This is a genomic window from Xanthobacter aminoxidans (assembly GCF_043193615.1).
Taxonomy (GTDB): Bacteria; Pseudomonadota; Alphaproteobacteria; order Rhizobiales; family Xanthobacteraceae; genus Xanthobacter; species Xanthobacter aminoxidans.
In genome coordinates, this window is the sequence record NZ_JBAFUS010000001.1 from 1911716 (window position 1) to 1925948 (window position 14233).

A 14233-nucleotide genomic window follows, 5' to 3' on the forward strand; every position below is an offset into this window, starting at 1 on the left:
TGACGGCACGATGTGAGATGCGAGCACGCGCCTGCCGTTCAGTTTCCGCCGCCGCGGCCCTCGCTGCGGAGCCAACGGCCGGAAAAGGTCCCGGCAGCCACCACCGCGTCGGGATTGCCCGGATCGAGGGTGAGCACGACGGTAAAGATCCCGCTCAGCCCCCGGCGGCTGATCTGAGCCGCGGACGCATGGATCGTCGCGCCGCCGGGAACAGGACGGATGAAGGTGAGATCGCTGCCCGTGGTCAGGATGGTGCCGTCGTAGTAGCCGGCCGCGCCAAAGACCATGTCGGCCAGCGTCCACAGGGCGCCGCCATGACACGTGCCATGGCCGTTCATCTGCGCCGGGCCGACCTCCATGGTGATCACCGCGCGCCCCACCTCGGCCTCGACGAGGCATAGCGGCATCGTCCCCGAGAAGGCATTGCGCGAGAACATCCGCAGGATGCGCGCCCTCAGGCTCTCGGACGATACATCCGCGTGAGACATGGTTGCGTCCGTCATCGCTTGGCCTGGATTGGAGCGGCAATGGATGCGCGAATGCGTCCGGCAGTGTCGATGGCCGGCTTGCCGAAACCCTTCCGGGAGGCACTGTCTGCGTTCGCCGTCGGCATGATGGGAGAACCCTCCAGCTCTTTGATGGGGCGCGTCTGCTTCACGCGAGGCGATCTCCGCCTCGCGTGAAGACGCTCCAGGTCTACCCTACTTCACCAGCGGGCAACCGCCTTCATTGAGCGGGCGGAACGCCTGCGCTGCCGGGATGGTGGCGAGGGTCTCGTAGACGTCCCATTCGCCCTTGGACTGGGCCGGGGCCTTCACCTTGAACAGGAACATGTCGTGCACCGCGCGGCCGTCGATGCGCACCTCGCCCTTGCCGAACAGGGGATCGTCGATGGGCATCTCGCGCATCTTGGCCAGCACGGTGTTCGTATCCTTGGTGCCGGCGGCCTCCACGGCCTTCAAATAGTGCATGATGGAGGAATAGACGCCGGCATGAACCTGGGTCGGCATCTTGCCCTTGTGGAGCGCGGCAAAGCGCTTGGCGAAGGCCCGGCTCGCATCGTCTCGGTCCCAGTAGAACGCCTCCGTCAGCACCAGACCCTGCGCGAGTTTGAGCCCCAGCGCATGGATGTCGGTGATGAAGGTGAACAGGCCGGCGATGGACTGCCCGCCCTGCACGATGCCGAACTCGGAGGCCTGCTTGATGGCGTTGATCATGTCCTCGCCGCCACTGGCGAGGCCCACCACCTTGGCGCCGGAGGATTGCGCCCGGATCAGGAAGGATGAGAAGTCGCTGGTGCCGAGCGGGTGCTTGACCGATCCCAGCACCTGCCCTCCGGCGGCCTTCACCACCGCCACGGTGTCGCGCTCCATGGCATGGCCGGAGGCCTGGTCCACCGCGATGAAGAACCAGCTGTTGCCGCCCTGGCGCACCATGGCGCTCCCGGTGCCGTTGGCGTTGGCCCAGGTGTCGTATGTCCAGTGGATGGTGTTGGGCGTGCATTTGGACCCGGTGAGATCGGCGGTCGCCGCGCCGGCATTCAGCTGGATCCTGTCCTTGTCCTTGACGATCTGGCTGACCGCCAGCGCGACCGGCGAGCCGGTGACGTCGCCGATGACGTCGACACCCTCCTGGTCGATCCACGAGCGGGCAATGACGGAGCCGATGTCCGCCTTGTTCTGATGGTTGCCGGAGACGATCTCCACCTGGATGCCCTTGTCTGCACCCTTGAAGTCCTCCACCGCGAGGCGGGCGGCCGCCACCGAGCCAGGACCTGCAAGATCCGAGTATGGTCCGCTCATGTCACTCAGGATACCGATCTTGATCCTGGTCTCGGACGCGGCGGGCCCCGCCCACACGGCGATTCCCACCAAAACCCCTAAAATGCTCATATAATGACGCATGGCGTATCCTCCCCTTGCGGTGACTGAAGCTGTTTTTATTGGCGCCATTTACGTCAATCACATTCCATATATTATGTAAATATATTTGCCAATTTTTTTGGACGAGGCTACGTTGGGCGCTCCGCCGGAGCGCGGAGAATGATCCTCGGCCGGCCGCATGCCGATCCGGGTTGGAAAGGAGAGGACGATGCAGGACTTCCACGTGAAGCCGGGCGATTCCGCCGTCTTCACGAAAACGGTTGGCGAGACCGACGTGTACCTGTTCGCCGGCATCACTGGCGACTTCGCCCCGAACCACGTCAACCGCCCCTTCATGGAGCGCTCGCGCTTCGGCCGGCTACAGGCGCACGGCGCGCTGCTGGTCGGCTTCATGTCCACCGTCGCCGGGATGATCGCGGCCCGGACACCGCCAGAGGCGAACGAGATCGCCGTGGCGCTCGGCTACGATCGCATCCGCTTCGTCAAGCCGGTCTTTCTGGGCGATACGGTGACCACCCATTATCGCGTCAGCACGGTGGATGCCGCACGCAGGCGCGCCAGTGCCGAGATCGAGGTCACGAACCAGGACGGCACGCTGGTGGCCGTCGCCTCCCACACGCTCGCCTGGGTGCCTAACACCCCGGCGGCCGGATAGGCGAGGCCGCCCGCTGCGTCCAGACGGAGCCGCCATCGCCCATCGTATCCTCACATGTTCGGATAGTTCGGCCCGTCGCCGCCCTGCGGGGTCGTCCAGGTGATGTTCTGCGCCGGATCCTTGATGTCGCAGGTCTTGCAGTGGACGCAATTCTGGAAGTTGATCACGAAACGCGGCTCCGCCTGATCTTCAACCACTTCATAGACCCCCGCCGGACAGTAACGCTGGGCCGGCTCGGCATATGTCGGCAGGTTGACGGCGACGGGAATGGAGGGATCGGCCAGCTTCAGATGGGGCGGCTGGCTCTCCTCGTGGTTGGTGAAGCTGAAGGCCACGTTGGTGAGGCGATCGAAGGAGAGCACGCCATCGGGCTTGGGATAGTCGATGGGGGTGAAATCCTTCGCCTCTCCCGTCGAGGCGGCATCGCTCTTGCCGTGCTTCAAGGTGCCCAACAGGCTGCGTCCGAAAAGCTGGTTGGTCCACATGTCGAAGCCGCCCAGCGTCAGCGAGGCCATAAGCCCGTAGCGCGACCAGAGCGGCTTCACGTTGCGCACCTTGTTCAGGTCCTGCCCCACCGCTCCCGTACGGATCTCGCTCTCGTAGGACGCCAGTTCGTCACCGGAGCGGCCGGAGGCCAGAGCCGCATGGACCGCCTCCGCGGCTGCCTTGCCCGAGAGCATGGCGTTGTGGTTGCCCTTGATGCGCGGCACGTTCACCAGCCCCGCCGAACAGCCGATCAACGCCACCCCTGGCGCCACCAGCTTCGGCAGCGACTGAAGACCGCCCTCCGAGATGGCCCGCGCCCCGTAGGCCACGCGCTTGCCGCCCTTCAGCAGCTCCGCCACCAAAGGGTGATGCTTGAAGCGCTGGAACTCCATGTAGGGGGAAAGATAAGGGTTCGCATAGTTCAGATGAACCACGAAGCCCACATAGACCTGATTGTTGTCGAGATGGTAGATGAAAGCGCCGCCGCCCGCATTGGCGCCCAGCGGCCAGCCCATGGTGTGGGTGACCGTGCCTTCCCGGTGCTTGGCGGGATCGACCTCCCATATCTCCTTCATGCCGATGCCGAACTTCTGCGGGCAATGACCGGCGGAAAGGTCGTATCTGGCGATGACCTCCTTCGCCAGCGAGCCGCGCACCCCCTCGCCCAGCAGCACGTACTTGCCATGCAGCTCCATGCCCGGCTCGTAAGCCGGGCCGGGTGAGCCATCGGCGGCGCGGCCGAACTCGCCGGCCACCACGCCCATCACCTCGCCGGACGCGCCATAGACGAGGGCGGAAGCCGCCATGCCGGGGAAGATCTCCACGCCCAGCGCCTCCGCCTGCGCGGCGAGCCAGCGGCACACATTGCCCATGGAGACGATGAAGTTGCCGTGGTTCGACATCAACGGCGGCATGGGCCAGTTGGGAATGCGCACGCCGCCGGTTTTGGTGAGGAAATGGAAATTGTCCTCGCGCACCGGCACGGTGATGGGCGCATCGCGCTCGCGCCAGTCGGGCAGCAGCGCGTCGAGCCCCGAGGGATCGAGCACAGCGCCGGACAGGATATGGGCGCCCACCTCCGAGCCCTTCTCCAGCACCACCACGGCGAGGTCGGGATCAAGCTGCTTCAGCCGGATGGCGGCGGATAGGCCGGCCGGGCCCGCGCCGACGATCACGACGTCATAGGCCATCGCCTCCCTTTGGATTTCGGACATGACGTCCCCTTATCTGGTCTCTCAATGCCGAGAGAGGCGCAGACGCGCCTCCCCTATGCGTCAGACTCGTTCGAGCAGCAGCGCCGCGCCCTGGCCGACGCCGACGCACATGGTGGCCAAGGCGTGGCGCCCCCCGCCGCGGGACAGTTGCAGCGCCGCCGAGCCGGCGATGCGCGCGCCGCTCATGCCGAGCGGATGGCCCAGCGCGATGGCGCCCCCGTTGGGGTTAACCCGCGGATCGTCGGCAGCGATGCCGAGCTGTCGCATCACCGCGAGCGTCTGGGCGGCGAATGCCTCGTTGAGCTCGATCAGGTCGATGCCATCCAGCCGCACGCCGGTGCGCGCGCACAGCCGTTCCACCGCAGGCACCGGGCCGATGCCCATGATGCGCGGTGCCACGCCCGCCGAGGCCCCGGCCACCACGCGGGCGAGAGGGGTGAGGCCGAAGCGCCGCGCCGCCGCTTCCGAAGCCACGATCAGCGCCGCGGCTCCGTCATTGACGCCGCTGGCATTGCCTGCCGTCACCGAGCCGTCCGGGCGGGTGATGGGCTTCAGCCGGGCAAGATCGGACAGGGTCGTGGCACGCGGGTGCTCGTCCTTCATCACCTCTTCCGTCTTGCCACGGCCGACCGGCACGCTGACGGGGAGGATCTCCATGGCGAGCCGCCCGTTGACCTGGGCAGCCGCTGCCTTCTCCTGGGAGCGCAGGGCAAAGGCGTCCTGGTCCTCGCGGCTGATGCCATGCTCGTCGGCCAGATTTTGCGCCGTCTCAGGCATGGACTCGGTGCCGTAGTCCTGCGCCATCCGCGGATTGACGAAACGCCAGCCGATGGTGGTGTCGTGGATTTCCATGGCGCGCGACCACGGCCCGGCGCCCTTGGGGATCACGAAGGGGGCACGGGTCATGCTCTCCACCCCGCCGGCGATGGCGAGTTCCATATCCCCGGAGCGGATGGCGCGCGCGGCGGCAACCACCGCTTCGAGCCCGGAGCCGCACAGGCGGTTCACCGTCACGCCCGGCACCGTTTTCGGCAGGCCCGCGAGCAGCAGGGCCATGCGCGCCACGTTGCGGTTGTCCTCCCCGGCCTGGTTGGCGCAGCCCATCCACACCTCTTCCACCGCGGCGGGATCGAGGCCGGGATTGCGGGCCAGGATGGCGCGAAGCGGCAGCGCGGCAAGGTCGTCGGCACGAACCTGCGCGAGCGCGCCACCGTAACGGCCAATGGGGGTGCGGATGAAATCGCAGATGAAGGCTTGGGTCATGGGGCAGCTCCCAGGTCGTCGGGGTTCAGAGCCTCGCGCGCCGCCTCGCGCAGGAGGGCGGGAACACCCCAGGACAGCGGATCTTCGGCGGCGAAGGCCTCGATGCGACGCGCGATCTCCGCACATCCGATGCGTCCGGCGTTGTGCATGGGGCCGCCGCGCCAGCGCGGGAAGGCATAGCCATGCACCATCACCAGATCGATGTCGGAGGCCCGCGCGGCGATGCCCTCCTCGAGGATGCGAAAGCCTTCCTCGATCATGGAACTGATGGCGCGGGTAACGATCTCCTCGTCGGAGAAGGTGCGGCGCGCGATGCCGGCGCGGGCGGATTCCTCGGCCACGATCCGGTCGATCAACGGGGAGGGAGAGGCCGTCCCGCCGTCGTAGTCGTACCAGCCGGCCCCCGTCTTGCGGCCGAGACGGCCGGTCTCCTCGACGATCCGGTCGGCGATGGGAATGTAGCGGAAGCCGTCCTTCGTGCGCCAGCCGAGTCTCTTGCGGTTGGCATAGGCGATGTCGAGGCCGGAGAGGTCCTGCACCTCGTAGGGACCCATGGCCATGCCGAAGCCGCGCAGCGCCTGGTCCACCTGGGCCGGCAACGTGCCTTCCATCAGCATGATGTCGCAGGTCTGGCGATAGCGGGTCAGGATGCGGTTGCCGATGAAGCCGTCGCACACGCCGGCGAGGACCGGGATCTTCTTCAGCCGCGCGGCGAGGCGCAAGGCGGTGGCGAGCGTCTGTGGCGATGTGGTCCGCGCCCGGATCACCTCCAGCAGCTTCATCACATGGGCCGGACTGAAGAAATGCAGCCCGAGGAACCGCTCCGGATGGCTTAGCCCTTCGCCGACCCGGTTCACGTCGAGATAGGAGGTGTTGGTGGCAAGGATGGTGCGCTCCGGCAGCGCCGCGTCGAGGGCGGCAAAAACCTGCCGCTTGACCTCCATGTCCTCGAACACCGCCTCGATGGCGATATCCGCCGGCGGCAGGGCGCCATAGCCCTCGTGGAAGCCGAAGCGCGCGGCCTGCTCCGCCTCGGCGGCCTCGGCCGTGGTCTTGCCCCGCTTCACCGCGTCGGCATAGAGGCGCGCCACATTGGCCCGCGCCCGCCCGACGCCAGCGGCGTCGCTTTCCACCAGCGCCACGGAAATCCCGAGTCCGGCGAGGGCGTAGGCGATGCCGGCGCCCATGGTGCCGCCGCCCACCACCACGGCGGAGCCGATGTCCGCCCCGCCGCCTTTCCCCTGTGCCATGGCGGCGCGCTCGGCGAAGAAGACGTGCCGCAGGGCCGCCGCCTGATCCGAGGCCTTCAGGGCGAGGAAGGTCTCCCGCTCCAGCGCCAAACCCTCGTCGAACGGAAGGCGGGTCGCGGCGTCAACGAGATCGATTGCCTTCAAGCGCGCGATCTGGCCGGCACTGCGTCTTGCCGCCTGCTCGCGCGCGGCCTTCACCGCATCTGGATCCGGAGGCGGGGCGGGCAAGGCGCCGGTGGCAGGTCGGTTCGGGACAGGACAGCTCATGGCGGCGGCGGCCGGATCGTCCGCGACCGCATCCACCAACCCCAGGTCCTGCGCCTCACGCGCGCCGATCACCCGACCCTCGCAGATCAGCGACAAGGCCGGCCCGAGGCCGATGAGACGCGGCAGCCGCTGCGTTCCGCCGGCACCGGGTACGATGCCCAGCGTCACTTCCGGCAGGCCCAGAGTTGCGCCCGGCGCGGCGATCCGCGCCCGGCACGCGAGCGCCACTTCCAGCCCGCCGCCGAGGGCCGTGCCGTTGAGGGCCGCGACCACCGGAACCGGAAAGTCCTCGATCCGGCGGATGATGTCCGGCAGGTGAGGCTCCTGGGGGGCGGCGGCGAACTCCCTCGCGTCGGCCCCCGCGATGAAGGCCTTGCCGGCACCCGTCAGCACCACCCTCTTCACTCCTGCGGCCTCGGCCGCGTCGAGCGCGCGGACAAGTCCTTGCCGCACAGCCTGGGACATGACGTTGACCGGGGGATTGTCGATGGTGACGAGAGCGACGCCCTCTTCGACGACGCAATGAACGGGTCCGGGCATGTCGGCCTCACTCGCGGACATGGGGGATGCGCCGCTCCGGCGCACGGGAAGCGCCGGGGCGCAAGGCGGCCATCAGGAGCGGGACTGCTCGTATTGCTCGCGCAGCAGGGTCCGCAGGGCGAATTTCTGGATCTTGCCGGAGGCGGTGGACGGCAGTTGATCGACCACCTCGATCCGCTCGGGAAAGTATTGCTTGGCGAGATGCTGGCTATCGAGGAAGGCGATCATCTCGTCGAAGCTGAAGGTCTTCCCCGCCTTCGGCACGACGAAGGCGCAGGCCCGCTCGCCGAGCCGCTCGTCGGGATAGGCGACGATAGCCACCTGCTGGATGCTCGGGTGCTTGTAGAGCACCGACTCGATCTCGACCACGGGCAGGTTCTCCGCGCCGCGGATGATGACGTCCTTGGTGCGCCCGCAGATGCGGATGTAGCCCTGCTCGTCCATGCGCGCGATGTCGCCGGTATCGAACCAGCCATCGGCATCGGTGGCGTTCCACTGCGGTCGCTTGAGATAGCCGCCGAAATTGGAGCAGCCCCGCACGAAGAGCGCGCCCTCCTGGCCGACCGGGAGCGCGGTGCCGTCGGCGGCGCGGATTTGAATCTCCATGCCGGGCAGCACGAAGCCGTCCGTGTTGATGGAGCGCTCGTCCGGGTCGGAGGGAGAAACGAGCGTCAGCGCGCCGTTCTCGGTCATGCCCCAGGCGGAGATGATCTTGGTGCCCAGAACCTTCCGCGCCCGCTCCACCAGCGCCCCCGGAATGGCGGTGCCGGCGCACAGGAAGATGCGGAGCGAGGAGGAATCCGCGCCCAGTTCCTCAACCGTGTTGGTCAGGTCCATGAGGAAGGGCGTCGAAGCCATGGTGAAGGTGACACCTTCCTGCTCGATGACGCGCGCCGCCTGCGCCTTGTCCCAGCTGTCCATCAGCACCATGCGGGCCTTGAGCATGAAGGGCATCAGCAGGCCGTACATGAAGCCGGTCTGGTGGGCCATGGGAGAGGCCATCAACACCACGTCCGATGCGCCGAGCCCGAGCCGGTCCGCATAGGCGAACAGGTTGGAATACATGGTGTTGGCGGTGTGCATCACGCCCTTGGGCTCGCCCGTGGTGCCCGAGGTGTAGATGAGCTGGCACACGGCGTTCGCACCGCTGCGGTCGCGGGCGCTGATGTCCCGGGCGGCGGGCACGTCCGCATCCAGCGCGGGATCGAGCAGCGATGCCTCGAATGCGTCCGGCCCCTCGCCTCCGGCCACGACCAGATGGCGCAGGTCGGGCAGGTCAGCCTTCAGCCGGTGCGCCATCGCCTCGTGGTCGAAGCCGCGGAAGACGCGGGGAATGGCGAACACCTTGGTCTCGCCGTGGCGGAGCATGAACGACAGCTCATGCTCGCGGAAGATGGGCATCACCGGGTTGAAGACGACGCCCAGCCGGAGGCAGGCGATGTAGAGGACGACGAATTCCCACCCGTTCGGTAGCTGGCAGGACAGGACGTCGTCCTTGCCGAGGCCGAGACGGCGGAGCCCGGCGGCGGCGCGCCAGGCGAGGCGGTCGATCTCCGCATAGGTCATTTCGCGCCGCGTCCCGCTGCCGGTTACGACGGTGAGCACGGCCACGGCATCAGGTTTCTCGGCGAGGCAAACGTCGAAATAGTCGAGCAGGGTCTTGCCCTGCCAGAAGCCTTCGGCCTCCATCCGGGCGCGGCGGGGCTCGATGAGCACGGCGTCGAATTGCATGGTGTCCTCCCCTGTCTCCGGATCAGCCGTTGACCGCGACCCGACCCGCCCGTTCGCGGGCGATGATGTTCTTCATGATGTGCGCAGTGCCGTCGCCGATCTGGAGGCCCAGCACGTCGCGCAGCCGCTGCTCGAACGGCAACTCGGTGGAATAGGCGGCGTGGCCGTGGATCAGCAGGCAGGCGTGGATCGCCTCATAGGCGAGGAGCGGCGGCCACCACTTGGCCATCGCCGCCTCCGCCACGTGGGGCAGGCCATTGTCCTTCAGCCACAGCGCGTTGTAGCTCAGCAGCCGGGCGCCCTCGACACGGGTGTCGAAGTCGGCAAGCTGGTGGGTGATGCCCTGGAAGGCCGCCAGCGGCTTGCCGAAGGCGCGCCGCTCGCCGATGTAGGCCCACGCCTCGGCAAGGGACTGGCGGGCCGTGCCGAGGCATTGCAGGCCGATGAGCGAGCGGGAGAAATCGAAGCCCTGCATCACCTGCACGAAGCCCTTGTTCTCCCCCCCGAGCAGGTGATCGGCCGGCACCCGCACATTGTCGAAGAAGATGGAGCCGCGGCCGATGGCATGCTGGCCGAGGTCGGTGAAGCGGGTGGTCGAGATGCCGGGGGTGTCCATGGGCACGAAGACGGCGGAGACGCCGTGCGCCTTGTCCTCGGGCCGCCCGGTGCGGGCGAAGACGACGGCGGCGGCGGCCTGGTCGGCGGCCGAGATGGAGGTCTTCTCGCCGTTGATGACGTAATGGTCGCCGTCGCGCTCCATCCGCAGGCCCAGATTGGCCGCGTCCGAGCCACCGCGCGGCTCGGTGAGGGCGATGGCCAGCAGGATCTCGCCGGCGGTCAGCTTCGGCAGCCAGTGGCGTTTGATCTCGGGATTGGCGAAGTTCGCGAGGATCTGGCCGTTGAGCGAGGCGAGGACGTTGATATAGCCGAAGTTGAAATCGCCTTTGGCGATCTCCTCGATGATGACGCCCGAATAGATGGAGCCGGCGCTGCTGCCGCCGAATTCTTCGGGCAGCTCGGGCGCGATGAGGCCGAGGCTGCCCATTTCGCGCACCAGATCCGTGCCGAACGTGCCGGTGCGCTCGCGTTCCTTGTAGCCGGGCGCGAGCTTTTCGGCGGCGAATTTCGCCGCAAGATCGCGCAGGGCGACGAGGTCTTCAGTATCGAAAACCGTTGGATACGCCGTGGGTGTCATGGCTTGCCTGCCTTGGTTTCCTGCGTGCTGTTCTTGCTGCCCCGGCGTTTCCCCGCCGGGTTCGGCGCGACCGCCCGTGCGCGGCCCTGTGGTCGTCCGCCATGCCGACGCCCTGACGTGCGGCATGGCGGAGCCGTCCTGTCCCTTGCGCCCCCTGGCGGGACGGGACCAGACGACGGCGCGAAGCCCTACTTGCCGAACTTGCGGAAGTCGGGCTTGCGCTTCTCGCGGAAGGCGACGCCGCCTTCCTTGCTTTCGTCGGTGTCGTAATAGAGGCTCAGCGCCCGCATCCCGAGGGCGGAGATGCCCCGGATGTTCTCGCTGTCGGCATTGAAGGACACCTTGGCGAGGGCGAGCGCCGTGGGGGAGCGCTCCATCAGCTCGGCGACCCAGCGGTCCACCTCGGCGTCAAGTTCCTCGTGCGGAACGACCGTGTTGACGAGGCCCATGGCCAGCGCCTCGGCGGCGCTGTAGCGCTTGTTGAGGTACCAGATCTCGCGCGCCTTCTTCTCGCCGACCACGCGCGCGAGATAGGCGGTGCCGAAGCCCGGATCGACCGAACCCACCTTGGGGCCGACCTGCCCGAACTGGGCTTTGTCCGACGCAATGGTAAGGTCGCAGATGGTGGCGAGCACGTTGCCGCCGCCGATGGCGAAGCCGTTCACGCGGGCGATGACCGGCTTCGGCACGTCGCGGATCAGGCTCTGCAGCTCGTCGATGGGCAGGCCGATGACGCCGCGCCCGTCGTACTGGCCGTCATGGGCCGACTGGTCGCCCCCGGTGCAGAAAGCCTTGTCGCCGGCGCCGGTGAGCACGATCACGCCCACCTTGCGATCCCAGCCGGCGGTCTGGAAGGCATGGATCAGCTCGTCCACGGTGTGGCCGCGGAAGGCGTTGTACTTGTCCGGCCGGTTGATGATGATCCACGCGGCGCCGCCGCGGATTTCGTAGAGGATGTCGGTATAGCTCATCATGTCCTCCATCAGCCGTGCATGGTCAGGCCGCCGGAGACCGAGATCACCTGGCCGGTGATGAAGGCGGCGTCGTCGCTGGACAGGAACAGGATGGCGCCGGGCAGGTCCTCGGGCTTGCCGAGGCGTCCGAGCGGCACCGCGCGGGTGAAGGCGGTGCGCAGCTTGTCCTTGTCGCCGGCCGCCTCCATGAAGCTTTCCAGCATGGCCGTCTCGGTCACGCCCGGGCAAACCGTGTTGAAGGTGATGCCGTTGCGGGCATGCTCGCGGGCGAGGGTCTTCATGAAGGCGATGACGCCCGCCTTGCAGGCGGCATAAACCGCCTCACCCGAGGAGCCGACCCGCCCCGCATCCGAGCCGATGGAGACCACGCGTCCGGCAACGCCGCGCGCGACCATGGAGCCAAGCACCGGCTTGGTGATGTTCAGCACCGAGCGCAGGTTGATGTCGATGATCTTGCTCCAGAAGTCGGGTTCCGACTTCAGAAACGGGACGAACAGGTCCCAGCCCGCATTGTTGACCAGGATGTCGATGGGCCCCAGGGCGCCCTCCACCTCGGCCACGGCCGCGGCAGTGGCGGCGGCATCGGTGAGGTCCACCACCATGGTGATGGCCTCGCCGCCGGCCGCCTTGATCTCCTCGGCAACCTTCTCGGCCGCCGCGGCGCCGATGTCGGCGACAACCACGCGTGCGCCTTCCTCGGCGAAGCGCCGGCAAGTTGCCGATCCGATTCCGCCGCCGCCGCCAGTTACGACAACTATTTTACCCTTTAGGCCTCGCACGGTGGTCGTCCTCCATGATCGTGGGCTGGGCCGAAGCGCAGGGTCCCGGCATTTTCGCCTGTTCCGGCGAAGCGCCCGCTCCCCGATACACCCGTCGCTCTTGTGACTTCCGGTTTAGCGGCTCCCGCATTTTAGGTCAATATATTTCCTTATTTTGACCAAGCCCCGATCCCTTGACCGAGCCGTGCGGCGCGGTCAAAGTGCTGACATGACAAAGACTGGTGGCACTTCACGCGGGATTTCGCCGGGCCTGAGCAACAGGCTCTTCTTCCGGCTCTACCAATGCGCAAACATGTTGCATAAGACCGGAACAAGGGCGCTGGACGACTACGAGATCACCACCCAGCAGTGGGCCGTGCTCGGCGCCCTCACCCGCCCGGCGTTCGCGGAGGGCGTGGCCGTGGGCGACCTCGCCGCCTTCCTGCTGGTCACGCGCCAGAACCTTGCCGGCGTGCTGCAGCGGCTCGAGGCCATGGACTATGTGGAGCGCACGGTCGACGCCAACGACAACCGCTCACGCCTCATCCGCCTGACACCCAAGGGGCGAAGCCTTTGGGATGCGAACATGCGCCCGGTCATCGCCGATTATTACGATGCCGCGCTGGCGGGCTTCTCCACCGAGGATCGGATCCACATGATCCATTACCTCGACAAGATGCTGAACAACTTCAAGGCGATTGATCCGGAAAGCGCAGCCCGCCACCAGGAGGAGGCACCGGTGGCGGCAGCCGCGCCGACACCTAGAGTCCGGCGCGTCCCTTCGCCTCGGCGGTGAGCGCCTTGGCGATGATGATCTGCTGGATCTGCGTGGTGCCTTCGTAGATGCGGAACAGGCGGGCGTCGCGATAGAGCTGCTCGGCGCGATACTCGCGGATATAGCCGTTGCCGCCGTGGACCTGGACATTCCGGTCGGCAATCCGCCCCACCGCCTCCGAGGCGAACATCTTGGCGCAGGAGGCCTCGACGCTCACGTCCTGTCCGGCATCGCGCTTTCGCGCCGCATCGAGCACCATGCAGCGGGCGGCATACGCATCGGCCTTCGAATCGGCGAACATGGCCTGAAGCAGCTGAAAGTCGGCCAGCGGCCGGCCGAACTGCCGGCGCCCCACCGCATAAGCCAGCATGTCGTCCAGGATGCGCTCGGCGAGCCCCACGCAGGCGGCAGCGATGTGCAGGCGCCCCTTGTCCAGCACCTTCATGGCAGTCTTGAAGCCCTGCCCCTCCACGCCGCCGATCAAGGCAGAGGCCGGCACGCGGCAATCGTCGAAGATGACATCGCACACATGCGCGCCCTGCTGGCCCATCTTCTTTTCCGGCTTGCCCGTGGTGAGGCCCGGCGTTCCACGCTCCACCGCAAAGGCCGAGACGCCCGCGGCGCCCTTCTGGGCGGGATCGGTGCGCGCCATCACGGTGAACAGGCAGGCATGCGGCGCATTGGTGATGAAACGCTTGGTGCCGTTCAGCACATAGACGTCGCCGTCGCGGCGCGCCGTGGTCTTCACCGAACCCGCATCGGATCCCACGTCCGGCTCGGTCAGGGCGAACGAGCCGATGATCTCGCCGGAGGCCAGGCCCGGCAGATATTTCGCCTTTTGCTCCGCCGTGCCGTCGATGGCGATGCCCTGCATGCCGATGCCCACATTGGTGGCGAACATGGACCGGAAGGCGGGGGCGGCGCGGCCCAGCTCGAAAATGGCGAGCACCTCCTCCTCCATCACAAGGCCGAGGCCGCCATACTCCTCCGGCGCGGTGAGGCCGAACAGGCCCAGCTCGCGCATCTCCGCGACGATGGCAGCCGGAATGGCGTCAGTCTCGGCCACCTCGGCCTCCGCGGGGATCAGCCGCTCGTCGACGAACCGGCGGATTGCATCCAGCAGCTGGGACAGGGTCCCGGGATCCAAGGCCATGACATCCTCCCCTATTATGGAAATATGTTGTCCTATATATGCGAGAGACTCAACCCGCAAGATGGTGACATGAAGCCATAAATATTGGA

At 67.1% G+C, this 14233-nt stretch carries 13 protein-coding genes; 2 read left to right on the top strand and 11 right to left on the bottom strand.

The features are described 5' to 3' along the window. Nucleotides 1-38: 38 nt before the first annotated feature. The 3 genes from V5F74_RS08790 to V5F74_RS08800 all read right to left on the bottom strand — a co-directional run bounded on the left by V5F74_RS08790 (nt 39) and on the right by V5F74_RS08800 (nt 1904). Entirely contained in the window at nt 39-437 is a 399-nt protein-coding gene (locus V5F74_RS08790) for a PaaI family thioesterase (protein WP_051678810.1), read from the bottom strand. 62 nt (nt 438-499) lie between these two features. After that, nucleotides 500-658 carry a hypothetical protein gene (locus V5F74_RS08795; protein WP_156026246.1) on the bottom strand — a complete coding sequence of 53 codons (159 nt, stop codon included), beginning with the start codon at nt 656-658 and terminating at the stop codon, nt 500-502. A 43-nt stretch (nt 659-701) separates the two neighbouring features. Further along, a complete protein-coding gene (locus tag V5F74_RS08800; RefSeq protein WP_051678811.1) occupies nt 702-1904 on the bottom strand; it encodes an ABC transporter substrate-binding protein in 1203 nt (400 codons plus the stop codon). 187 nt (nt 1905-2091) lie between these two features. On the opposite strand from V5F74_RS08800, the gene V5F74_RS08805 reads away from it, so the two are divergent. Next, nucleotides 2092-2538 carry a MaoC/PaaZ C-terminal domain-containing protein gene (locus V5F74_RS08805; RefSeq protein WP_024280795.1) on the top strand — a complete coding sequence of 149 codons (447 nt, stop codon included), beginning with the start codon at nt 2092-2094 and terminating at the stop codon, nt 2536-2538. A 50-nt stretch (nt 2539-2588) separates the two neighbouring features. Here V5F74_RS08805 and V5F74_RS08810 read toward each other — a convergent pair whose 3' ends face one another. From V5F74_RS08810 to V5F74_RS08840, 7 genes are all read right to left on the bottom strand, one after another. After that, the gene (locus V5F74_RS08810; protein ID WP_394007397.1) at nt 2589-4238 is read right to left on the bottom strand and encodes an electron transfer flavoprotein-ubiquinone oxidoreductase; all 1650 of its coding nucleotides are present in this window, start codon (nt 4236-4238) and stop codon (nt 2589-2591) included. A 60-nt stretch (nt 4239-4298) separates the two neighbouring features. Further along, a complete protein-coding gene (gene pcaF / locus V5F74_RS08815) occupies nt 4299-5501 on the bottom strand; it encodes a 3-oxoadipyl-CoA thiolase (protein ID WP_394007399.1) in 1203 nt (400 codons plus the stop codon). Further along, nucleotides 5498-7558, bottom strand: a complete 2061-nt coding sequence (locus tag V5F74_RS08820) for an FAD-dependent oxidoreductase (RefSeq protein ID WP_394007401.1) — start codon at nt 7556-7558, stop codon at nt 5498-5500. Before V5F74_RS08820 ends, pcaF begins: the two co-directional genes overlap by 4 nt. A gap of 72 nt (nt 7559-7630) precedes the next feature. Then, nucleotides 7631-9289 (bottom strand): cyclohexanecarboxylate-CoA ligase, encoded by a 1659-nt coding sequence (gene aliA, locus V5F74_RS08825; RefSeq protein ID WP_029555702.1) that lies wholly within the window; start codon nt 9287-9289, stop codon nt 7631-7633. Nucleotides 9290-9311: 22 nt separating this feature from the next. Next, nucleotides 9312-10484: a cyclohexanecarboxyl-CoA dehydrogenase gene (aliB, locus tag V5F74_RS08830; protein ID WP_394007403.1), complete on the bottom strand. Its 1173-nt coding sequence runs from the start codon at nt 10482-10484 to the stop codon at nt 9312-9314. A 188-nt stretch (nt 10485-10672) separates the two neighbouring features. After that, nucleotides 10673-11455 carry a 2-ketocyclohexanecarboxyl-CoA hydrolase gene (gene badI / locus V5F74_RS08835; protein ID WP_394007405.1) on the bottom strand — a complete coding sequence of 261 codons (783 nt, stop codon included), beginning with the start codon at nt 11453-11455 and terminating at the stop codon, nt 10673-10675. Between the two features lie 11 nt (nt 11456-11466). Then, nucleotides 11467-12237 carry an SDR family NAD(P)-dependent oxidoreductase gene (locus V5F74_RS08840; RefSeq protein ID WP_394007407.1) on the bottom strand — a complete coding sequence of 257 codons (771 nt, stop codon included), beginning with the start codon at nt 12235-12237 and terminating at the stop codon, nt 11467-11469. A 208-nt stretch (nt 12238-12445) separates the two neighbouring features. On the opposite strand from V5F74_RS08840, the gene V5F74_RS08845 reads away from it, so the two are divergent. Next, nucleotides 12446-13012 (top strand): MarR family transcriptional regulator, encoded by a 567-nt coding sequence (locus V5F74_RS08845; protein ID WP_024280803.1) that lies wholly within the window; start codon nt 12446-12448, stop codon nt 13010-13012. On the opposite strand, the gene V5F74_RS08850 is transcribed toward V5F74_RS08845, so the two are convergent. Then, nucleotides 12978-14144: an acyl-CoA dehydrogenase family protein gene (locus tag V5F74_RS08850; RefSeq protein WP_394007409.1), complete on the bottom strand. Its 1167-nt coding sequence runs from the start codon at nt 14142-14144 to the stop codon at nt 12978-12980. The two genes, V5F74_RS08845 and V5F74_RS08850, sit on opposite strands and share 35 nt — an antisense overlap. Nucleotides 14145-14233: the final 89 nt, after the last annotated feature.

Bases quoted from the DNA above. Each gene is read 5' to 3' on its own strand.
- V5F74_RS08790 (WP_051678810.1), bottom strand. From the start codon at position 437: ATGTTCTCGCGCAATGCCTTCTCGGGGACGATGCCGCTATGCCTCGTC.
- badI (WP_394007405.1), bottom strand. From the start codon at position 11,455: ATGAGCTATACCGACATCCTCTACGAAATCCGCGGCGGCGCCGCGTGG.
- V5F74_RS08800 (WP_051678811.1), bottom strand. From the start codon at position 1,904: ATGCGTCATTATATGAGCATTTTAGGGGTTTTGGTGGGAATCGCCGTG.
- V5F74_RS08810 (WP_394007397.1), bottom strand. From the start codon at position 4,238: ATGTCCGAAATCCAAAGGGAGGCGATGGCCTATGACGTCGTGATCGTC.
- aliB (WP_394007403.1), bottom strand. From the start codon at position 10,484: ATGACACCCACGGCGTATCCAACGGTTTTCGATACTGAAGACCTCGTC.
- V5F74_RS08850 (WP_394007409.1), bottom strand. From the start codon at position 14,144: ATGGCCTTGGATCCCGGGACCCTGTCCCAGCTGCTGGATGCAATCCGC.
- V5F74_RS08820 (WP_394007401.1), bottom strand. From the start codon at position 7,558: ATGCCCGGACCCGTTCATTGCGTCGTCGAAGAGGGCGTCGCTCTCGTC.
- V5F74_RS08805 (WP_024280795.1), top strand. From the start codon at position 2,092: ATGCAGGACTTCCACGTGAAGCCGGGCGATTCCGCCGTCTTCACGAAA.
- aliA (WP_029555702.1), bottom strand. From the start codon at position 9,289: ATGCAATTCGACGCCGTGCTCATCGAGCCCCGCCGCGCCCGGATGGAG.
- V5F74_RS08845 (WP_024280803.1), top strand. From the start codon at position 12,446: ATGACAAAGACTGGTGGCACTTCACGCGGGATTTCGCCGGGCCTGAGC.
- pcaF (WP_394007399.1), bottom strand. From the start codon at position 5,501: ATGACCCAAGCCTTCATCTGCGATTTCATCCGCACCCCCATTGGCCGT.